Here is a 19,666-nt window from a genome sequence, read left to right on the forward strand (position 1 = left end):
AGCGTGGGGGCGCATCTTCAGTCCGCCTTCACGCCAGCGATCTGGATCAGCTTGGCCCACTTGGGCGTTTCCGCCGCCATGAAGCGCGCGAACGCCTGGGGCGATTCGGAGGCCTCGATTTCCGAGCCCGTGGCCTGGTAATGGCTGCGCAGTTCCGGGTCCTGCAGGGCCTTGTGTGTGGCCGCGAACAGCTGCTGCACCACAGCGGCCGGCGTGCCGGCGGGCACCCACAGGCCGCCCCAGGACTCCTGCACCAGCAGCTCATCGTTGTAGATTTCCTTGAGCGTGGGCACGTCCGGCAGCGAGCCGAGGCGCTTGGCGCCGGTCACGGCCAGGGCCCGGGCCTTGCCCGACTTCACGTGGGGCACGGCGGTGCCAGCGATGGGAAAGGCGAACTGGATCTGCTTGCCCATCAGCGCCGGCATCAGCTCCACCGAGCCGCGGTAGGGCACGTGGATGGCCTGGAGCTTGAGCTGGCTGGCAAAGGCGGCGCCGGCCAGGTGCGCCGCCGTGCCGATGCCACCCGAGCCGTAGTTGAGCTGGCCGGGCTGGCTTCTGATCAGGGCTTCCAGTTCCTTGACCGACTGGATCGGTGAATCGGCGGGCACCACCAGCACGGCGGGTGTGCTGCTGGTCTGGGTGACGGGAATGAAGGTGGTCAGCGGGTCGAACTGGGCCTGGGGACGCAGCAGCTTTTGCACCACCTGGGAGACCGAGCCGGCCAGCACCGTGTAGCCGTCCGGCGCCGCCTGGGTGACCACCTCGGCGGCCAGGATGCCGGCCGCGCCGACGCGGTTTTCCACCACGATGGGGCCCCCCAGCGCCTGGGCCAGCTTGGGTGCCAGGCGCCGCGTTTCGATGTCCGGTCCGCCACCGGCCGCAAAGGGCACGACGATCTTGATCGGGCGGCTGGGGTAGGGCTGCGCGGCGGCCTGGGTGGCCGACAGGGCGCCCAGCAGGCACAGGCCGGTCCAGGTCAGTTGTTTGAGCAGGCGCATGGGGTTTTGTCTCCGGGTGGTCGTCGTGAAAGTCCGCCGTGGCGGTGCGATGAAATCTAAACTGCGAACCCATCAAAAACAATTGCCAAGTTGCTATGGAGACATCACGAAATGAAATGCCAGAGACGCTCAACCAGCGCATTGAACGGTTGAAGATCCGTCATTTCCGCCTGCTGGACCTGGTCGCCCGGCGTGGGTCGCTCAGCGCGGCGGCCGAGGCCCTGGGCATCAGCCAGCCCGGTGCCACCAAGCTGCTGCACGAACTGGAGGACGCGCTGGGCCTGCCGCTGGTGGAGCGCACCGCCCGGGGCGGGCACCTGAGCGGGCAGGGCTTTCGTGTGCTGGACCGGCTGCGCGTGGCCCTGGGGGCGGTGGATGCCACCGCCACGGCGCTGGACGTGGGGCCGGACCTGCCCCTGGCCCGCGTGGGGGTCTTGCCGCTGGTGGGCATCGACGCCCTGTGCCGGGTGGTGCGGGATCTGACGGACGCGGGCACCTTGCCCCGGCTGGTGCTGCAGCTCGGCACGGTGGAGCACCTGGTGGGCCTGTTGCGCGAAGCCGAGGTGGATTGTGTGATCGGCGTGCTGGGCGGCGACGTCACGCCCCAGGCGCTGGAGCGCTTCCGCATCACGCCGCTGTGGAACCAGTCCATGGTGGCGGTGGCCGCGGGCGACCACCCGCTGACGCGCCGCCGCCAGGTGCCGCTGCAGGACCTGCTGGCCAGCGAATGGGTGCTGATGCCCAAGGACAGCGCCAGCCGCAAGGCCTTCGATCGGGCCTTTCTGGGGGCCGGTCTGGTGCCGCCGTCGCCGCGCATCGAGACCGAATCCTTCCACATCGCCATGGGCCTGGTGGCCCGCACGCGCATGCTGGCGGTGGTGCCCATCGGCGCGTACCGCCAGCAGGCGGCTGACCTGGGCCTGGTCCGCATGGCGCCCGCGTTCCAGTCGACGGCGGTGGTCATGCTGACCCCCCGGTCGTCACCGGAGCTGCCGGTCGTGACTGTCCTGCGCGACGCCTTCTTGGCGGTGGCCCCCGCCATGCAGCGGGATGCCGGCGACTGACGCTGGGTCGAGCCGGAGGGGTTCAGGAGGCGGCCACGCGGGCCAGCAGCTGCGACACCAGATCGGGCTGGGCCCACAGCCGCTGGCGCGCCGCTGCCACGGCCGGCGCCCAGGAGGCCGGCTCGTGGGCGGGCTGGGCGATCGGCTCGCCGGCGTTCCAGAAACGGTGCTGGGCACACATGTCGGGTGGCGCGCCCAGCAAGTCCAGGAAGGCCTGCAGCTTGGCGTGGTGGGCGCCGTCGTCCTGCGGGTAGATGTGCCAGATCAGGGGCTGGCCCGCCCAGAGTGCGCGCACCAGCGAGTCCTCGCCGCGCACCACGTTGAGGTCGCTGGCCCACAGCACCTGGTCGAACTCGGCCTGGCCACAGTGGGGGCGCCAGGTGATGTGCAGCGGGCCGTGGTGTTCGGCCTCGCCCAGGTGGCGGCGCACGGCGGCGGCCGGCCGGCCGGGCGCCACCAGCAGCCGGGTGGGGGCTTGCCCGGGCTGGCGCAGGGGGTCCAGCCAGGCGCCCAGGTTGACCGGCTCGTAGCAGAACAGGCTGACGATCCGCTCGCCCGACCAGCCCGGCGCGTGCTGCCGCAGCCAGGCGCCGCGGTCGAAGCGGGCCTGGCGCGCCAGCAGATCGGGTTCCCGCAGCAGCCCACCGGTGGCGGGCGTGAAGCCGGGGTAGAAAAAATGCTTGGTGCGCCCGGCCAGCGGGCCGCTCATCACCGGCGAGGGCAGGCCGTGCATGCGCTCCACATAGGCCTCGGCGCTCAGGTATTCGAGGTTGATCCAGGGGCCGGGCCGGGGCGCCACGGCCAGCACCCACTCGGGCGGGATGTCGCAGCCAAAGGCCTCGACCAGCACATCGCCCGGCGGCAGGCCGGTGGGCGGCTCGCCGCGCCAGGGCCGCACCGCCACGCCCGCGACACCGTCGGGGGCCATCCAGGCCAGCGCGCTCGCATCGTCCACCCACAGGCGCACCCGCTGGCCGCGCTGGGCCAGCTGGGCCGCCAGCCGCCAGCACACGCCGAGATCGCCGTGGTTGTCGATGACCTGGCAAAAGATGTCCCAGAGCGGGCGGGGTGGCGCGAGCGGCATGGCGCGCATTGTCCACAATAGGGCCATGTCCGACCAGCCCGCCGACCCTGTCACCCCCGAACCCGGCAGCCCCCACAGCGATGCCCTGCTGGCCGAGGTGGCGGCCTTGCCCGCCCTGCCCGGCGTCTACCGCTATTTCGACGCCGCCGGCGGCCTGCTCTACGTGGGCAAGGCGCGCAACCTCAAGAAGCGCGTCTCGAGCTATTTCCAGAAGAACCACGACGGCACGCGCATCGGCCACATGGTGGGCAAGATCGTGCGGATGGAGACCACCGTGGTGCGCTCCGAGGCCGAGGCGCTGCTGCTGGAAAACAACCTCATCAAGACGCTCAATCCGCGCTTCAACATCCTGTTCCGCGACGACAAGAGCTACCCCTACCTGCGCCTGAGCGGGCGCTGGCCGGCGCGTGGCGAACAGGACGGCCGGGCCCACGCGGGCGACTACCCGCGCATGAGCTACTACCGCGGCGCGGTGGACAAGAAGCACCAGTACTTCGGTCCCTACCCCAGCGCCTGGGCGGTGAAGGAGTCCATCCAGCTGCTGCAGAAGGTGTTCCGCCTGCGCACCTGCGAGGACACGGTGTTCAACAACCGCACCCGGCCCTGCCTGCTGTACCAGATCAAGCGCTGCTCCGGTCCCTGCGTGAACCTGGTCACGCCCGACCAATACGGTGACCAGGTTCGCCACGCCAGCGCCTTCCTGCTGGGCGAAACCCAGGCGGTGCTGGACGACCTGCAGGCGCGCATGCTGGCCCACGCGGAGCGGCTCGAATTCGAGCAGGCGGCCGAGATCCGCAACCAGATGACGGCCTTGTCCAGGGTGCTGCACCAGCAGGCCATGGACAACGTGTCGGACAAGGACGTGGACGTGCTGGCCGTCAAGGTGCTGGGCGGGCGAGCCTGCGTCAACCTGGCCATGGTGCGTGGTGGGCGCCACCTGGGCGACCGGCCCTATTTCCCGGCCCATGTGGAAGACGCGGCGGCCCTGGCCACGCTGGACGCGGACGAGGGCACCGCCCCGCTGCCGGTGGAGCAGCAGGTGCTGGAGGCCTTCATCGCCCAGCATTACGTGGACACCGCGCCGCCTCCCACCCTGGTGCTGGGCCACGCCGTGCGCCCCGAGCTGATGGCGGCGCTGACCGCGCAGACCGGCATCAAGGTCCACACCGTGCACCAGCCGCGCGAGCAGCGCCGCGCCTGGCTGGAGATGGCGCAGACCAATGCCGACATCCAGCTGGCGCGCCTGCTGGCCGAGGAAGGGTCGCAACAGGCCCGCACGCGCGCGCTGGCCGACGCGCTGGACCTGCCCAATGAAGCGCTGGACAGCCTGCGCATCGAGTGTTTCGACATCTCGCACACGGCGGGTGAGTCGACCCAGGCCTCGTGTGTGGTGTTTGAAACCCACAAGATGCAAGGCAGCCAGTACCGGCGCTACAAGATCGAGGGCATCACGCCCGGCGACGACTACGCCGCCATGCGCCAGGTGCTGACCCGGCGCTACAGCAAGCTGGCCGAGGCCGCGCGCGAGGCCGGTGGGACCGATGGCGCCGGCAGCGTGGCCGGCCAGCGCCTGCCGGATCTCGTGCTGATCGACGGCGGCAAGGGCCAGGTGGGTGTGGCGCGCGAGGTGTTCGAATCGCTGGGCCTGGAGCTGGGACGCATCGTTGGCGTGGAAAAAGGGGAGGGCCGCAAGGTCGGCCTGGAGGAACTGGTGTTTGCCGACGGCCGCGAGAAGGTCTACCTGGGCAAGGACTCGGCCGCGCTGATGCTGGTGGCCCAGATCCGCGACGAGGCGCACCGCTTCGCCATCACCGGCATGCGCGCGCAGCGCGCCAAGGTGCGCACCGGTGGCAGCCAGCTCGAGGACATCCCCGGCGTCGGGCCCAAGAAGCGCGCGCGCCTGCTGCAGCGCTTCGGCGGCGTGCGAGGCGTGGCGGCGGCCAGCGTGGACGACATGGTCACGGTCGAGGGCATTTCGCGCGAGCTGGCGGAGACGATTTACAAGGCTCTCCACTGAACCGTCGGACCGTTTTGCAGACAAACGCATAATCGCCCCATGTTCTTCAACCTCCCGACCCTGCTGACCTGGGCGCGCATCGCCGCCATTCCGCTGATCGTGGGGGTGTTCTACCTGCCCTCGCTGGACGGGCCGACGCAGAACCTGCTGGCGACCTGGATGTTCATCGTGTTCGCCCTGACCGACTGGGCCGACGGTTACCTGGCCCGCCGGCTCAACCAGACCTCGGCCTTTGGCGCCTTTCTCGATCCGGTGGCCGACAAGTTCCTGGTCTGCGCCTGTGTGCTGGCCCTGGTGCACATGGACCGCGCCGACGTGTTCGTGGCGCTGATCATCATCGGGCGTGAAATCGCCATCTCCTCGCTGCGCGAATGGATGGCCATCATCGGCGCCACCAAGAGCGTGGCGGTGCACATGATCGGCAAGCTCAAGACCACGGTGCAGATGGTGGCGATTCCCTTCCTGCTGTTCGACGGCCGCCTGTTCGGCGTCATCGACACCCGGCTGTGGGGCACCTGGCTGATCTGGATCGCGGCGGTGCTGACCGTCTGGTCCATGGTGTACTACCTGCAGAAGGCGCTGCCCGAGATCCGCGCCCGCGCCCGGTGAACGGCCCGCAGGACAACGCATGGCTGCGCGCCATGCCGTGGGTGTTCGTGCTGATCTGGAGCACGGGCTTCATCGTCGCCCGCTACGGCATGCCCCACGCGCCGCCGTTCAAGTTCCTGGCGGTGCGTTATGCCTTGTCCATCCTCTGTTTCCTGCCCTGGATCTGGCTGGCCCGCGTGCGCTGGCCGCTGAACCGCGCGCAGTGGGGCCACCTGGCCGTCACCGGCATCCTCATGCACGCCGGCTACCTGGGTGGCGTGTGGGCGGCGGTCAAGGCCGGCATGGGCTCGGGCCTGTCCTCGCTGATCGTGGGCCTGCAGCCGGTGCTGACCGCGGTCTGGCTGTCGTCCACCGGCGGCCACGTCACGCGCAGCCAGTGGCTGGGCCTGCTGATGGGTTTCACCGGCCTGGTGCTGGTGGTGTCGCGCAAGTTCGGCGCCGGTGGCCCGGGCGACCAGGCCAACTGGATCAACCTCGCCTTGGCCGTGGGGGCGCTGTTCAGCATCACCGTGGGCACGCTCTACCAGAAGCGTTTTGTGGCGCCCTGCGACGTGCGCAGCGCCAACGCCGTGCAACTGGGCGCGGCCCTGCTGGTGACCCTGCCGCTGGCCCTGGGTGAAGGCGAGGCCATGCGCTGGAACGGTGAGCTGGCCGGGGCCATGGCCTGGTCGGTGCTGGGGCTCACGCTGGGCGGCAGTTCGCTGCTCTACATGCTGATCCAGCGCGGCGCGGCGGCGTCGGTCACCAGCCTCATGTACCTGGTGCCGCCCTGCACGGCCCTGCTGGCCTGGCTGCTGTTCAGCGAGCCCATCACCGCCGTCACGCTGGCGGGCACGGCGCTCACCGCTTTTGGCGTGGCGCTGGTCGTGCGGCCGGCGCGCTGAGCGGCTTCCAGGGCTCGCCGGCAAAACGCTGTGCGAGCACCTCCACCAGCAGGCGTATGCGCCGCGGCACCTGCGCGCGGTAGGGCGCCAGCCAATGCACGTCGGCGTCCGGCATGGACCACTCGGGCAGCACCCGCACCAACTCGCCCGTGGCCAGCTGCGGCGCGATGTCCCACAGGCTGCGCAACATGATGCCGTGGCCGTCCAGGCACCAGTCGCGCACCAGTTCGCCCGAGTTGCTGGACAGCGGGCCGGCCACCGGTGTGTGGTGCACCTGCGGGTCGCCGGCGCGCTGCAGGCGCCAGTGGTCGAAACGCGGCGGCGCGCCCGTGCCCGCGCTGCCGCTGACGCCGCCGTTTTCGCGCACCACCAGGCAGTGGTGATCGCGCAGCTCGGCCGGGCCACGGGGCGTGCCGTGCCGGCGCAGGTAGCCGGGCGCGGCCACCAGCACGCGCTGGTTGTGCGCCAGCTTGCGCGACACCCATTCGCTGGCGCGGTCGCTGGGCGCGGTCCACAGCCAGATCGCGCCGTCAAAACCTTCGACCGCCAGATCGGGCAGGTGTTCGGTGAGCTGCAGCTGGATGTCGACCGCCGGGTGCCGGCGCTGGAAGGCGGCGAGGGCCGGCCCCAGCCAGCGCCGCCCGAAGCCGAAGGTGGCGGCCAGGCGGATGGGGCCTGCCGGCTCGGCCTGGCGCTCGCGCAGCTCGGCCTCCACCGCGGCGAAGTCGCGCAGCAGCGCACTGGCGCGCTCGCACAGCGTGTCGCCTTCGGCCGTGGGGCTCACGCGCCGCGTGGTGCGCTGGAACAGCCGCAGGCCCAGCTGGGCTTCCAGCGCGGCCAGCCGTTTGGTGACCACGGGCGGCGCCAGGTGCAGGCTGCGTGCGGCGGCGGCCAGGCTGCCGTGGCGGCGCACGGCCAGCACCAGCTCGAGATCCGATCGTTCCATTGTTGCTTTCGTGGAAGTAATGGATTGCCTAATTATTGCCTTTGATAAGCGTAAGCTTGGTGTCCATGTTGGCGCAGTTTTCTTCTCTGGATGTGGTTCGCAACGGCGTTCGGCTGCGCGTGCGGGTGGCCGGCGAAGGTCCGCCGCTGCTGCTCGTGCATGGGCACCCCCAGACCATGGCGATGTGGCATCGCGTCGCGCCCGCGCTGCTGCCCCATTTCACCGTGGTGCTGATGGACCTGCGCGGTTACGGTGATTCCGGACGGCCCGCGCCCGACGCGGACCACCAGGCCCACAGCAAGCGCCAGATGGCGCTGGACGCCCTGGCGGTGATGGCCCACCTGGGGCACGCGTGTTTTGCCGTGCTGGCCCACGACCGTGGCGCCCGCGTGGCGCACCGCCTGGCGGCCGACCACCCCGACGCCGTGTCGCGGCTGCTGCTGCTGGACATCGCGCCCACGCTGGCCATGTACACCCACACCAGCGAGGCCTTCGCGCGCGCCTACTGGCACTGGTTCTGCCTGATCCAGCCGCCGCCGCTGCCCGAGGCGCTGATCGCGTCCGATCCGGCGCGTTATGTGCGCAGCGTGATGGGCGGGCGGCACGCCGGCCTGGCGCCTTTCGATCCCGCCGCGCTGGCCGAATACGAACGCTGCGCCGGCCTGCCCGGCACGGCCGAGGCGATCTGCGAGGACTACCGCGCCAGCGCCGGCATCGACCTGGCGCACGACCGCGCCGACGTGGCGGCCGGGCGCCGCCTGGCCATGCCGCTGCGTGTGCTGTGGGGCGAACATGGCACGGTGGGCCGCTGTTTCGATGTGCTGGCGCTGTGGCGCGAGCGCGCGTTGGACGTGAGTGGCCACAGCCTGCCTTGCGGGCATTACCTGGCCGAAGAATTGCCCGAGGCCGTGGTGGCCGAGACCCTGACGTTTTTCACACCCTGAAGGAGAGATACATGAGCGCAACGCACCGCATCGCGGTCATCGCCGGCGACGGCATTGGCAAGGAAGTCATGCCCGAGGGCCTGCGCGTGATGGAGGCCGCGGCCAGCCGTTTCAACATCCCGCTGCAGTTCGACCACTTCGATTTTTCGAGCTGGGACTACTGCGAGAAACACGGCAAGATGCTGCCCGACGACTGGAAGGACCAGATCGGTGGCCACGACGCCATCTACTTCGGCGCCGTAGGCTGGCCCGAGAAGATCGCCGACCACGTCTCGCTGTGGGGCTCGCTGCTGCTGTTCCGGCGCGAGTTCGACCAGTACATCAACCTGCGCCCGGCACGCCTGATGCCCGGTGTGACCGCGCCCGTGGTGCGCCGCGACGGCAGCCCGCGGCTGCCCGGTGAAATCGACATGATGATCGTGCGCGAGAACACCGAGGGCGAGTACTCCAGCATCGGCGGGCGCATGTACGAGGGCACGCCGCGCGAGATCGTGATGCAGGAGACGGTGATGTCGCGCTTCGGCGTCGACCGTGTGCTCAAGTTCGCCTTCGAACTGGCCCAGTCGCGGCCCAAGAAGCACCTGACCAGCGCCACCAAGAGCAACGGCATCGCCATCACCATGCCCTACTGGGACGAGCGTGTGGCCGAAATGGCCCGCGCCTACCCGGGCGTCAACGTGGACAAGTTCCACATCGACATCCTGACCGCCCACTTCGTGCAGCGGCCCGATTTCTTCGACGTGGTGGTGGCCAGCAACCTGTTCGGCGACATCCTGAGCGACCTGGGCCCGGCCTGCACCGGCACCATCGGCATCGCGCCCAGCGCCAACCTCAACCCCGAGCGCACCACACCGTCGCTGTTCGAGCCGGTGCACGGCTCGGCGCCCGACATCGCCGGCAAGGGCATCGCCAACCCCATCGGCCAGATCTGGTGCGGCGCCATGATGCTGGACTTCCTGGGCCACCGGCAGGCCCACGACGCCGTGCTGGGCGCCATCGAGGCCGTGTTGCTGCCCGGCAGCGGCGCGCCGCGCACGGCCGACCTGGGGGGCACCGCGGGCACGGCGGACGTGGGCCGCGCCATCGAACAGGCCCTGCGGGCCGCGCCCGGCCTCGGTGCACGCGCCTGAGGCGCGCGAAATCGGGGCTTGTACGGGGCAGGCCACAGAGGCTTTGCGTCTAGAATGCGCGGTCGTTCAAGGGCGGTGTGCAAAACTGCAACCGTGTATTGACAGTGTCCTTGGGCCGTAGGTGTAATGGGCAAACGCTGTTCCTGGGGGTCGCCCCGGCATCAGCGTTTTGCGTTTTTTCTCGCCTCAGCTTGCGGTGGCGCACCGCGGCCCGGTCATTCATCCAATCCAAATCTATTTGAGGGGCTTCTTGTGAACAAAACTGAACTGGTGGAACACATCGCCAACCAAGCCGACATCTCCAAGGCTGCTGCTGCACGCGCGCTGGACGCCGTGATGGGAGCGGTGCGCACCACGCTCAAAAAGGGCGGTACGGTTTCGCTGGTGGGTTTTGGCTCGTTTGCCGTCACCAAGCGCCCGGCGCGCACCGGCCGCAACCCCCGCACCGGCGCAGCGATTAAAATCAAGTCCGCCAAGGTGCCCAAGTTCCGTCCAGGCAAGGCGTTGAAAGACGCGCTGAACTGATCCGGCCGAAGCAATGTCCCGGTGGGGTCCTTAGCTCAGTTGGTAGAGCGGCTCCTTTACACGGAGTAGGTCGGCGGTTCGAGACCGTCAGGACCCACCACCCCAACAGAAAGGCGAACCCCGGTTCGCCTTTTTGCTGTTGCCCACAAGGCTTCATGCATTAACCGCAGGTCCACGCATGTTCGATTCCATCCGCAACCACAAAAAGTACCTGATGGGCTTTTTGTTGCTCTTGATCATCCCCTCGTTCGTGCTCTTCGGCATCGACGGCTACACCCGCTTCACCGAAGGTGGACAGAGCGTGGCCCAGGTCGCGGGCAAGGACATCAAGCAGCAGGATTGGGATGCGGCGCACCGGCGTTTTGCCGACAACCTGCTGGCCAACTCACCCAACCTTGACCGTGGCTTGCTGGACACGGACCAGGCGCGCTACGCCAGCCTGCAACGCCTGGTCGACGAGCGGTTGCTCGCCACCGCCGCCGACAAGCTGCGCTTCGCCACCAGCGACCAGCGTCTGGCGCGGGAGCTGCAGCAGGATCCGACCATCGCCACCTTGCGCAAGCCCGATGGCAGCCTGGACATGGCGCAATACCGCCAACTCCTCAGCACCCAGGGCCAGACGCCCGAAATGTTCGAGGCCAATGTGCGCGCCGACCTGTCGCGCCGCCAGGTGCTGCAGGGCGTGGCCACGTCCGGCTTCGTCACGCCCAGTGTCTCCAAGGCCATGGGCGATGCCTATTTCGAGCGCCGCGACATCCAGTGGCTGCGCCTGGCCCCGGCCGATTTCGAGCGCCAGGTCAGCGTGAGCGATGCCGACGTTGAAAAGTACTACCAGGCCAACGCCGCCCAGTTCCAGTCGCCCGAGCAGGCCGACGTGGAATTCGTGACCCTGGACCTGGCCGCCGTGGCACAAGGCATCGTGCTCAACGAAGCCGACCTGCGCGCCTACTACGAGCAGAACCTCAAGCAGCAGGCCAGCACCGAGCAGCGCCGCGCCAGCCACATCCTGCTGACCGTGGCCTCGGGGGCATCGGCCGACGACAAGGCCAAGGTGAAAGCCAAGGCCGAAGCCCTGCTGGCCCAGCTGAAAGCCGCGCCGGGCAAGTTCGCCGACATCGCCCGCGCCGAATCGCAGGACCCGGGCTCGGCCCGCAACGGCGGCGACCTCGACTACTTCTCGCGTGGCGCCATGGTCAAGCCTTTCGAGGACGCGGCCTACGCGCTGGAAAAAGGCCAGATATCCGGCGTGGTGGAGTCCGAGTTCGGCTTCCACATCATCCAGCTCACCGACATCAAGCGCCCCGCGCAACGCAGCTTCGAGGCCATGCGCGCCGAGATGGAACCGGAGCTGAAGAAGCAGCAGGCCCAGCGCAAGTTCGCCGAAGCCGCCGAACAGTTCAGCAACCTGGTCTACGAGCAGGCCGACAGCCTGGCGCCCGCGGCCGAGAAGCTCAAGCTCAAGCTGCAGACGGTCAAGGGCCTGGGCCGCCAGGGTCAGCCCGGCGTCCTGTCCAACCCCAAGCTGCTGACCGCGCTGTTCGCCGCCGATTCGGTGCAGAAGAAGCGCAACACCGAAGCCGTGGAAACCGGCCCCAGCCAGCTCACCGCCGCGCGCGTGGTGCAGTACGCGCCCGCAGCCACCCAGCCGCTGGCGGCCGTGGCCGCCCAGGTGCGCGCCCGCCTGGTGGCCGAGCGTGCGGCCGCCCTGGCCAAGGCCGACGGTGAGGCCAAGCTCGCGGCCTGGCGCAAGGACATCGGCAGCGCCAAGCTGCCGGCCGCGATCACGGTGTCGCGCGACAAGCCCGAGGGCTTGCCGCTCAAGGTCCTGACCGCTGCGTTGTCGGCCGACCTGACCCAGGCGCCGGTGCTGGTGGGGCTGGACCAGGGTCGCGAAGGCTATGTGCTGCTGCGTGTCAACAAGGCCGTGCCGCGCAACCCGCCCACCGCCGAGACCGCCCGCCTCGAAGCCAACGAGCTGGCGCAGATGTGGAGCAGCGCCGAGGGCGCCGCCTACCTGAGCTACCTCAAGACCCAGTTCAAGGCCGAAGTGAAGGCGCCCAAACCCGGTCCGGCCAAGCCCGCCTCGTGAGGTCCTGGAGTCAGGCTATAATCTTGTTTTCGCGGTGGCTGTAGCTCAGTTGGTAGAGTCCAGGATTGTGATTCCTGTTGTCGTGGGTTCGAGTCCCATCAGCCACCCCAAGTGATTCAACAACAAAGCCCGGTTTCGACCGGGCTTTGTTGTTTCTGGCCCCGCTGGAATGCCCAGCATGGCCATGGGGTGGGTGGGGAGGTGATGCCCATGTGCCACCACCTTCTCCTACGATGGCGCATCACCCGCGGAGGTCGCGCCATGAACGGAGTCATCACCCAGCTCAATGCCCGACGGGGCCTGTTCATCGTTCAGATCGAGGGCGGTGACTGTGCTGTTTTTGAGTTGCTCGACAGCCTGGAGGTGTCCGTGGGCGATCGGGTCAGTGGCAACCTCCATGCCCTGGGCAGCGAGAAGCTCCTGCACCTTCGCAAAGGACAGGTGTTCCATGTGCACGGGCAGAACGGCCCCGGCAGCCTGAAGGCATGCCAGCGGCTGCTCGCCACATGAGCCGTGGCCCGAGGTTCAGCGCGACCCGGCGTCGCGCCCGCTGTCCATTGCCTCGCGCTTGTGGTCCACGTGGTAGGCCGTCATCACCTGGGCGGCGATCAGGTCCAGGCTGGGGCGGGTGTTGCCTTGTTTGTCCGTCCACACCTTGGGCGTCAGTGGGCCGGCAATGGTGAGTGCCTCGCCGTCCTGGAGCGCCAGCAAGGCCGCGCAGGGTGCGTCGTCGAAGGCGATGACGTTGACGATGAATTCCTCGTCGGCCTTGCTGCGCGCCAGCATCCTGGCCACGATGTAGGTGCGTCCGGCCTTGTCGACACGGCGCGAGGCGTCGCCCATCAGGCGACCGGCGATCAAGCCATCAATCATGTGCAGGCCGTTCCGGGTGACGAAGGGGAGCACCCATGGAGGTGGGGCTCATCGCGGGCGCTCGAAGTTGGCTTCGACCCACGCCTGGGCGCTCTGCACCCCCAGCTTGAAGGTGGGCGGCACGGGCACGCGCGCCAGTTCTTCATCCAGCTCATCCCGCGCGCAGAGCGTGGCCGTGGCCCCGTCTTCGTCGGGCACGATGGCCAGCGCCACGTGGATGCGACGCCCGGCGACGGTCACGGTGACGTTCTTGTTGAGTTCGGCGTGGCGTTGCTGCTCGGAGCGGCGGATGACCTCCCTGGCGGTCTTCACCAAGGTGTTGAAGGCGGCGGTGTCCAGTGGCTTGGGGTTTTTCTTGTCGCGGCCCATGGTCCAGGGCCCGACCAGGGCGGGCTCGGATTCGCCGTCCAGGTACATGGCCACGGCCCAGCCGTCATCGTCCTCGTTCTTGATCACGCGGGCGGTCCATTGCGCGTCGCTCCAGGTGCGGTCTTCGTGGATGGGGTCTTGGGTGTCGAGGGTCATGTGGACGGGAGGATAAGGGGTGATCCGCCGCGGGCGGTTCTGAAGGGGATGGGGTGTTCGCTCAAGCCGATCGCGGCGTGGCGGGATGGCCCGCTGCCTCCAGCGCAGCGGCGATGTCTTCCGGCGCAATCATGCCGGTGTGGCTGACCCAGGCTTCCCGCGTGTGCAGGTTGACGTCGGCCTGGTTCACGCAGGGCAGGTCCTGCAGTTCAAACATCACCGCATCGGCGTCCGCCTGTGTCAGCAGCGTGGGGATGTGAAAGGTGGTTTCTGGCATGGTCGTGTGGATGGCTGTGGTTCGAGTTGCCGCCTGGCGTGGGCCAGGAGCCCCCGCACACACAAGAGGCGGTGCATGCTGTGTGCCAGCAGGCGGGGCAGTGCCGCATGGTCCGCCCAGGCATAGGCATCGATCTCCGGCAGCATGGTGTGGTGGACGGGGTGTTCGAAATGGCTGGCACAGGCGCAGCCTTCGAGCGGGGTTTCCATGCGGGTGGTGGCCACCCCGAACAGATGCAGGTCCTTGCCCCGGTAGTAGGCGTGCCGCCCCAGGTCCTGCAGCCGTTCGGGCGCAAAGCCCAGGCCGAACTCCTCCCGGGCTTCGCGCAGCGCGCAGCCCAGGGGGTCTTCGCCCGCATCGATCAATCCCTTGGGCAGGTCCCAGAAGCTGCTGCCGGTCGAATGCCCCAGCAGCAATTCACCGTCTTCATTGAGCACGATCAACCCACACGACAACACCGTCTTCTGCATGCCCCGATGCTACGACGCCGTGCCGATAATGGGTGCCTGTGTGTGCTGTGGAACTGCTGGTGCCGATGAATCTGGATACTGCCCCCGTGCCGAGGAAAAAAATCTACCTGGCCGGTCCCGATGTCTTTTATCCCGATGCCCTGGCCCGTGGGCGGCACATGCGTGCCCTGTGCGCCGAGTACGGATTTGAAGGCGTGTACCCCCTGGATGCCCAGATCGACGCCACCCGCGCTGGGGTGTCGCTGGCCATCTTCGAGGCCAACCGGGCCTTCATCGACGGCGCCGATGCCCTGGCCGCCAACCTGCGCGATTTCCGGGGCTTCGAGCCCGACAGTGGCACCGTCTGGGAGGTGGCCTACGCCCTGGCCCAGGGCAAGCCCGTGGTGGGTTACCTGCCCACGTCGCGCAGCCTGCGCGACCGCATGGCGGGGCATGAGCATGAAGGCATGGACCGCGACGGCTGCGTGGTGGAGGATTTCGGCCTGCCGCTGAACCTGATGGTCGCGCACAGCGTGACGGCCCTGGTGGTGGGCGACGAGGACCGTTTCGAGGGATTGCGTGCGGCGTTGGCGCATCTGAAGGCTGTCCTCGTCTGTCCTGACGCGCGGGCATGAAAAAGCCCCTGACGGGGCCATCTGGCGGAAGCGGTGAGATTCGAACTCACGAACCCTTGCGGGTTGCCGGTTTTCAAGACCGGTGCAATCGACCACTCTGCCACGCTTCCTGCAGCGGCGATTGTACCGGTCCCCGTCAGCGGGCCTCGGCCGTCAGCATGCCCCGTGTCTCGATGAATCGCACCACCTCGTCCACTCCGGTCTGGGTCTTGAGGTTGGTCATGACCCAGGGGCGGCGTTGGGCGTCGGGGCGCATGCGGGCGGTGTCGGCCTTCATCACCTCCAGGTCGGCGCCCACATGGGGGGCGAGGTCGGTCTTGTTGATCACGAAGAGGTCGCTTTTGGTGATGCCGGGGCCGCCCTTGCGCGGGATCTTCTCGCCCGCGGCGACGTCGATCACGTAGATCGTGAGGTCGCTGAGTTCGGGACTGAAGGTGGCGGCCAGGTTGTCGCCGCCGCTCTCGATGAAGACCACGTCGGCGTTGGGAAACTCGCGCAGCATGCGGTCGATGGCTTCGAGGTTGATCGAGGCGTCTTCGCGGATCGCGGTGTGCGGGCAGCCGCCGGTTTCCACGCCCAGGATGCGCTCGGCCGGCAGCGCGCCGCTGACGGTGAGCAGGCGCTGGTCTTCCTTGGTGTAGATGTCGTTGGTGATGGCGATCAGGTCGTAGCGCGAACGCATGGCCTTGCACAACATCTCCAGCAGGGTGGTCTTGCCCGAGCCCACAGGGCCGCCTATGCCCACGCGCAGCGGGGGCAGGTGTTTGGTGCGGCCGGGAATCTGGTGCATGGCGGGTGCGTTCATGATCGGAACAGGCGTGAGTACTGGGTTTCGTGCTGGGCCGAGAGGATGGCCAGCATGGGGCAAAAGGACTGGCGCTGACTGTCGCGCAGAGCCTGCGCGCTGTCCACCACGGCGGGGATGTTGGCCATGAGCCGCGCCAGCACGCGCTGACCGGCGGCCTGACCCAGGGGCACGGCCTTGAGGGCGGCCTGGACCATGTTCTCGGCCCAGCCAAAGGCAAAGGCCAGCAGGCTGTCGCGCACGGAGGTGGTGGCCGGGGTGTGCAGCGCCAGCGCCAGGCCGAAGGCCACCGGGTAGCAGGGCGACCACAACGCGGCCGGTATCTGCAGGGCGTGCAGGGCCTCGGGTTGCACGGTCTTGAGCCACTCAACCAGCGAGCGGCCCATCTGTTCGGTCTGCAGGCGCATTTCGGCGCTTTCGCGGGTCTGGCGCACCCAGTCGTCCAGCTCGCCCAGGCGCGCCCAGTCGGCGCGGCGCCACGCGGGCAGGGCGCGTGCCAGCACCGGCAGGTCGGCGCGCGCCAGCGACAGGTGCAGCTGGTCCAGCAGCCAGGCGGCGGCGCTGGTTTCGTCGAACACCCGAGCGGCGTCCACCGCCGCTTCCAGCCCTTCGGAATAGGAAAAACCGCCCACCGGCAGGGCCGGCGAGGCCAGCCAGATCAGGGGCAGCAGGCTGGCGGGGCCTGTGGTGCTGACCGCTTCATGAGGTCGCGCGGCGCGGCGCGGCGACCGCCTCGGGGGCATGGCCAGGCGGCGCATCAGTGGCTGTGGGGGTGGCCGCCGCCGTGGTCGTGTGCATGCCCATGGTCGTGGCCGTGGGCATGACCGCCGTGGCCGCCCTGGCCGTAGGCGCCGCTTTCGGGCTCGAAGGCCTCGCGCACGGCGTTCACGGTCAGGTGCATCTGGCGCAGCATGTCGGCCAACACGTGGTCGGGCTCGATCTTGAGGTGGTCGGGCTGCAGCTCGATGGGCACGTGCCGGTTGCCCAGGTGGTAGGCGGCGCGGATCAGGTCGAAGGGGCTGCCGTGCTGGGCGCAGGCGGTGATGCGCAGCACGTCCTGTGGCGCGGCTTCCACGCGGATCAGACCACCGTCCTGCGTCAGCAGCACGTCACCGCCGCGCACCACCGTGCCCCGTGGCAGGAACACGCCCACGCGGTGACCGTTGCTGTCCTCGGTGTCGAAGCGGCTTTTCTGGCGCAGATCCCAGTCCAGCGTGATGCTGGGCGCGCGGCGCACCAGCACCTCGGCCAGGCCCTGGCCTTGCGGGATCAGCTTGGAGACTTGTTTCATCGTCAAAAGAGAAAGTAGCGCTGCGCCATCGGCAGGCGCGTGGCCGGCTCGCAGGTCAGCAGCTGGCCATCGGCGCGCACGGTGTAGCGTTGCGGGTCGATGTCCATCACCGGCAGGTGGCTGTTGTGCACCATGCTGGCCTTGGTCACGCCGCGGCAGCCTTGCACGGCCACGGCGGTCTTGCGCAGGCCGTAGCGCTGCGCCACGCCGGCGTCCAGCGCCGCCTGCGACACGAAGGTGAGGCTGCCGTGCGCCAGCGCGCTGCCCAGGGCGCCGAACATGGGCCGGTAGTGCACCGGCTGCGGCGTGGGGATGGAGGCGTTGGGGTCGCCCATGGCGGCCAGCGCGATGCTGCCGCCCTTGAGCACCAGCGCCGGCTTGACGCCAAAGAAGGCCGGCTTCCAGATCACCAGGTCGGCCCATTTGCCGGCCTCCACCGAGCCGATGATGTGGGCCATGCCGTGGGCGATCGCCGGGTTGATCGTGTACTTGGCGATGTAGCGCTTGATGCGGACGTTGTCGCTGCGGCTGCTGTCCCCGGGCAAGCTGCCGCGCTGCGACTTCATCTTGTCGGCCGTCTGCCAGGTGCGGATCACCACCTCGCCCACCCGCCCCATGGCCTGGCTGTCGCTGCTCATGATGCTGATGGCGCCCATGTCGTGCAGGATGTCCTCGGCCGCGATGGTTTCGCGGCGGATGCGGCTCTCGGCGAAGGCCAGGTCCTCGGGGATGCTGGGGTCCAGGTGGTGGCACACCATCAGCATGTCCACGTGTTCGTCCAGCGTGTTCACCGTGTAGGGCATGGTGGGGTTGGTGCTGGAGGGCAGGAAGTTGGCCTCGCCCACCACCCGCATGATGTCGGGCGCGTGGCCGCCGCCCGCGCCTTCGGTGTGGAAGGCGCACAGCGTGCGGCCCTTGGTGGCGGCGATGGTGTTCTCCACGAAGCCCGACTCGTTGAGCGTGTCGCTGTGGATGGCGACCTGGGTGTCGGTTTCCTCGGCCACGTCCAGGCAGGTGTCGATGGCCGAGGGCGTGGTGCCCCAGTCCTCGTGCAGTTTGAGGCCGATCGCGCCGGCATGGATCTGCTCGCGCAGGGCCTCGGGCCGGCTGGCGTTGCCCTTGCCCATGAAGCCCAGGTTCATGGGCAGGCCGTCGGCGGCCTGCAGCATGCGTTCGATGTGCCAGGGCCCGGGGGTGCAGGTGGTGGCGAAGGTACCGGTGGCCGGACCGGTGCCGCCGCCCAGCATGGTGGTGACACCCGAGGCCAGGGCCTCGTCCACCTGCTGCGGGCAGATGAAGTGGATGTGGCTGTCGATGCCGCCGGCGGTGACGATGTTGCCTTCGCAGCTGATGATCTCGGTGCCCGGGCCGATGACGATGTCCACGCCCGGCTGGGTGTCGGGGTTGCCAGCCTTGCCGATGGCGGCGATGCGCCCGCCCAGCAGACCGATGTCGCACTTGACGATGCCCCAGTGGTCGATCAGCAGGGCGTTGGTCAGCACCGTGTCCATGGCGCCCAGGGCCCGCGTGCGCTGGCTCTGCGCCATGCCGTCGCGTATGGTCTTGCCGCCGCCGAACTTGACTTCCTCGCCGTAGCCACCGGCGCGCAGGGTCAGGTCCTGCTCGACCTCGGCGATCAGGCCGGTGTCGGCCAGGCGCACGCGGTCACCCACGGTGGGGCCGAACATGTCGGCATAGGCGCGTTTGGGAATGCTGGCCATCGCTTAAAGCTTTCCTTGTGTGAGCGCCCTGAACCCGTACACCACGCGGTCGCCGGCGTAGTCCACCAGCTCCACCGTGCGCTGCTGGCCGGGCTCGAAGCGCACGGCCGTGCCGCTGGCGATGTTCAGGCGCATGCCACGCGCGGCCGCACGGTCGAAGTCCAGCGCGGCGTTGGTCTCGGCGAAGTGGTAGTGCGAGCCCACCTGCACCGGGCGTTCGGCGGTGTTCTTCACCACCACCGTCAGGGTGCGGCGGCCCAGGTTGAGGGCGTGGTCGCCGTCGTCCACGAGCAGTTCGCCGGGAGTCATTTGCCGCCTCGGGTGAACCACAGGAAGGCGGCCGCCAGCGCGGCCACGGCGACAAAACCCAGCGCATCGCTGGCGTGCCAGTGGCTGCCGAACAGGCCGTGGCCGTCGTGGGCCAGGGCGGGCAGGGTGCTCAGTGCGGCGGCGAAAAAAACGGTGGTTTTCATGGCGGGCTTCAAACGATCGGTTGGTGGACCGTCACCAGTTTGGTGCCGTCCGGGAAGGTGGCTTCGACCTGGATGTCGGGAATCATCTCGGCGATCCCGTCCATCACGTCCTCGCGCGTGAGCACCTGGCGGCCTTCGCTCATCAGCTGCGCCACGGTCTTGCCATCGCGTGCCCCTTCCATGACGGCCGCGCTGATCAGCGCCACCGCCTCTGGGTGGTTGAGCTTGAGCCCGCGCGCGCGCCGACGCTCGGCCAGCAGGGCGGCGGTGAAGATGAGCAGCTTGTCTTTCTCGCGCGGGGTCAGTTCCATGGGCACCTTTCAGCAA

The 19,666-nt window shown here is 68.7% G+C and carries 23 protein-coding genes, 3 tRNA genes and 1 pseudogene; 12 read left to right on the forward strand and 15 right to left on the reverse strand.

Translation table 11 applies throughout. The features are described from left to right. Positions 1 to 17: 17 nt before the first annotated feature. The gene (locus AAHB17_RS03240; RefSeq protein WP_342129029.1) at positions 18 to 998 is read right to left on the reverse strand and encodes a Bug family tripartite tricarboxylate transporter substrate binding protein; all 981 of its coding nucleotides are present in this window, start codon (positions 996 to 998) and stop codon (positions 18 to 20) included. A 116-nt stretch (positions 999 to 1,114) separates the two neighbouring features. Between AAHB17_RS03240 and AAHB17_RS03245 the strand changes: the two genes are divergently transcribed. Continuing rightward, entirely contained in the window at positions 1,115 to 2,062 is a 948-nt protein-coding gene (locus tag AAHB17_RS03245; protein ID WP_342129031.1) for a LysR substrate-binding domain-containing protein, read from the forward strand. A 22-nt stretch (positions 2,063 to 2,084) separates the two neighbouring features. On the opposite strand, the gene earP is transcribed toward AAHB17_RS03245, so the two are convergent. After that, positions 2,085 to 3,146 (reverse strand): elongation factor P maturation arginine rhamnosyltransferase EarP, encoded by a 1,062-nt coding sequence (gene earP, locus AAHB17_RS03250; RefSeq protein ID WP_342129033.1) that lies wholly within the window; start codon positions 3,144 to 3,146, stop codon positions 2,085 to 2,087. Between the two features lie 25 nt (positions 3,147 to 3,171). Here earP and uvrC point away from each other — a divergent pair, with 25 nt between their 5' ends. From uvrC to AAHB17_RS03265, 3 genes are read left to right on the forward strand one after another with little or no spacing between them, the layout of a single operon-like run. Beyond that, the gene (gene uvrC, locus AAHB17_RS03255) at positions 3,172 to 5,163 is read left to right on the forward strand and encodes an excinuclease ABC subunit UvrC (RefSeq protein ID WP_342129036.1); all 1,992 of its coding nucleotides are present in this window, start codon (positions 3,172 to 3,174) and stop codon (positions 5,161 to 5,163) included. Positions 5,164 to 5,202: 39 nt separating this feature from the next. Further along, positions 5,203 to 5,772, forward strand: coding sequence for a CDP-diacylglycerol--glycerol-3-phosphate 3-phosphatidyltransferase (pgsA, locus tag AAHB17_RS03260; protein WP_342129038.1), 570 nt, complete (start codon positions 5,203 to 5,205; stop codon positions 5,770 to 5,772). Positions 5,773 to 5,804: 32 nt separating this feature from the next. Continuing rightward, complete coding sequence (locus tag AAHB17_RS03265) at positions 5,805 to 6,656, forward strand: DMT family transporter (RefSeq protein ID WP_342129080.1); 852 nt, start codon at positions 5,805 to 5,807, stop codon at positions 6,654 to 6,656. On the opposite strand, the gene AAHB17_RS03270 is transcribed toward AAHB17_RS03265, so the two are convergent. Next, positions 6,613 to 7,602, reverse strand: a complete 990-nt coding sequence (locus AAHB17_RS03270; RefSeq protein WP_342129039.1) for a LysR family transcriptional regulator — start codon at positions 7,600 to 7,602, stop codon at positions 6,613 to 6,615. The two genes, AAHB17_RS03265 and AAHB17_RS03270, sit on opposite strands and share 44 nt — an antisense overlap. Before the next feature lie 65 nt (positions 7,603 to 7,667). Between AAHB17_RS03270 and AAHB17_RS03275 the strand changes: the two genes are divergently transcribed. The 7 genes from AAHB17_RS03275 (at position 7,668) to AAHB17_RS03305 (ending at position 12,800) form a co-directional block, all read left to right on the forward strand. Next, positions 7,668 to 8,546, forward strand: a complete 879-nt coding sequence (locus AAHB17_RS03275; protein ID WP_342129081.1) for an alpha/beta fold hydrolase — start codon at positions 7,668 to 7,670, stop codon at positions 8,544 to 8,546. Between the two features lie 11 nt (positions 8,547 to 8,557). Continuing rightward, positions 8,558 to 9,676, forward strand: coding sequence for a tartrate dehydrogenase (locus AAHB17_RS03280; RefSeq protein WP_342129040.1), 1,119 nt, complete (start codon positions 8,558 to 8,560; stop codon positions 9,674 to 9,676). Between the two features lie 252 nt (positions 9,677 to 9,928). Beyond that, positions 9,929 to 10,201 carry an HU family DNA-binding protein gene (locus AAHB17_RS03285; protein WP_342129041.1) on the forward strand — a complete coding sequence of 91 codons (273 nt, stop codon included), beginning with the start codon at positions 9,929 to 9,931 and terminating at the stop codon, positions 10,199 to 10,201. 24 nt (positions 10,202 to 10,225) lie between these two features. Next, a tRNA-Val gene (locus AAHB17_RS03290) sits at positions 10,226 to 10,301 on the forward strand. A 78-nt stretch (positions 10,302 to 10,379) separates the two neighbouring features. Then, positions 10,380 to 12,290: a SurA N-terminal domain-containing protein gene (locus AAHB17_RS03295; RefSeq protein WP_342129042.1), complete on the forward strand. Its 1,911-nt coding sequence runs from the start codon at positions 10,380 to 10,382 to the stop codon at positions 12,288 to 12,290. A 34-nt stretch (positions 12,291 to 12,324) separates the two neighbouring features. Continuing rightward, positions 12,325 to 12,400 (forward strand) — tRNA-His (locus tag AAHB17_RS03300). 151 nt (positions 12,401 to 12,551) lie between these two features. Continuing rightward, complete coding sequence (locus AAHB17_RS03305) at positions 12,552 to 12,800, forward strand: hypothetical protein (protein ID WP_342129044.1); 249 nt, start codon at positions 12,552 to 12,554, stop codon at positions 12,798 to 12,800. Positions 12,801 to 12,815: 15 nt separating this feature from the next. On the opposite strand, the gene AAHB17_RS03310 is transcribed toward AAHB17_RS03305, so the two are convergent. From AAHB17_RS03310 to AAHB17_RS03325, 4 genes are all read right to left on the reverse strand, one after another. After that, the gene (locus AAHB17_RS03310) at positions 12,816 to 13,163 is read right to left on the reverse strand and encodes a single-stranded DNA-binding protein (RefSeq protein ID WP_342129045.1); all 348 of its coding nucleotides are present in this window, start codon (positions 13,161 to 13,163) and stop codon (positions 12,816 to 12,818) included. Positions 13,164 to 13,211: 48 nt separating this feature from the next. After that, positions 13,212 to 13,688, reverse strand: coding sequence for a hypothetical protein (locus tag AAHB17_RS03315; RefSeq protein WP_342129047.1), 477 nt, complete (start codon positions 13,686 to 13,688; stop codon positions 13,212 to 13,214). A gap of 61 nt (positions 13,689 to 13,749) precedes the next feature. Beyond that, positions 13,750 to 13,965, reverse strand: coding sequence for a heavy-metal-associated domain-containing protein (locus AAHB17_RS03320; RefSeq protein ID WP_342129049.1), 216 nt, complete (start codon positions 13,963 to 13,965; stop codon positions 13,750 to 13,752). Then, positions 13,929 to 14,435, reverse strand: a complete 507-nt coding sequence (locus AAHB17_RS03325) for an NUDIX hydrolase (protein ID WP_342129050.1) — start codon at positions 14,433 to 14,435, stop codon at positions 13,929 to 13,931. The genes AAHB17_RS03320 and AAHB17_RS03325 overlap by 37 nt, the downstream gene beginning before the upstream one ends. Positions 14,436 to 14,521: 86 nt before the next feature. On the opposite strand from AAHB17_RS03325, the gene AAHB17_RS03330 reads away from it, so the two are divergent. Beyond that, complete coding sequence (locus AAHB17_RS03330) at positions 14,522 to 15,049, forward strand: nucleoside 2-deoxyribosyltransferase (RefSeq protein ID WP_342129053.1); 528 nt, start codon at positions 14,522 to 14,524, stop codon at positions 15,047 to 15,049. Positions 15,050 to 15,071: 22 nt separating this feature from the next. On the opposite strand, the gene AAHB17_RS03335 is transcribed toward AAHB17_RS03330, so the two are convergent. From AAHB17_RS03335 to AAHB17_RS03370, 8 genes and pseudogenes are all read right to left on the reverse strand, one after another. Then, a tRNA-Ser gene (locus AAHB17_RS03335) sits at positions 15,072 to 15,159 on the reverse strand. Between the two features lie 26 nt (positions 15,160 to 15,185). Next, on the reverse strand, positions 15,186 to 15,854 hold the full coding sequence (ureG, locus tag AAHB17_RS03340; RefSeq protein WP_342129054.1) for an urease accessory protein UreG: 669 nt from the start codon (positions 15,852 to 15,854) through the stop codon (positions 15,186 to 15,188). After that, positions 15,851 to 16,612, reverse strand: coding sequence for an urease accessory protein UreF (locus AAHB17_RS03345; protein WP_342129056.1), 762 nt, complete (start codon positions 16,610 to 16,612; stop codon positions 15,851 to 15,853). Before AAHB17_RS03345 ends, ureG begins: the two co-directional genes overlap by 4 nt. Before the next feature lie 2 nt (positions 16,613 to 16,614). Next, a pseudogene (ureE, locus tag AAHB17_RS03350) lies at positions 16,615 to 17,145 on the reverse strand (urease accessory protein UreE); the annotation flags it as partial. Between the two features lie 2 nt (positions 17,146 to 17,147). Beyond that, positions 17,148 to 18,866, reverse strand: coding sequence for an urease subunit alpha (gene ureC, locus AAHB17_RS03355; RefSeq protein ID WP_342129058.1), 1,719 nt, complete (start codon positions 18,864 to 18,866; stop codon positions 17,148 to 17,150). 3 nt (positions 18,867 to 18,869) lie between these two features. Beyond that, positions 18,870 to 19,175 carry an urease subunit beta gene (locus AAHB17_RS03360; RefSeq protein ID WP_342129059.1) on the reverse strand — a complete coding sequence of 102 codons (306 nt, stop codon included), beginning with the start codon at positions 19,173 to 19,175 and terminating at the stop codon, positions 18,870 to 18,872. Continuing rightward, positions 19,172 to 19,339 carry a hypothetical protein gene (locus AAHB17_RS03365; protein WP_342129061.1) on the reverse strand — a complete coding sequence of 56 codons (168 nt, stop codon included), beginning with the start codon at positions 19,337 to 19,339 and terminating at the stop codon, positions 19,172 to 19,174. Before AAHB17_RS03365 ends, AAHB17_RS03360 begins: the two co-directional genes overlap by 4 nt. A gap of 8 nt (positions 19,340 to 19,347) precedes the next feature. Next, complete coding sequence (locus AAHB17_RS03370) at positions 19,348 to 19,650, reverse strand: urease subunit gamma (protein WP_342129063.1); 303 nt, start codon at positions 19,648 to 19,650, stop codon at positions 19,348 to 19,350. Between the last annotated feature and the right edge of the window lie 16 nt (positions 19,651 to 19,666).

Source organism: Hydrogenophaga sp. OTU3427 (genome assembly GCF_038440225.1).
In the GTDB taxonomy this organism is placed as follows: domain Bacteria; phylum Pseudomonadota; class Gammaproteobacteria; order Burkholderiales; family Burkholderiaceae_C; genus Hydrogenophaga.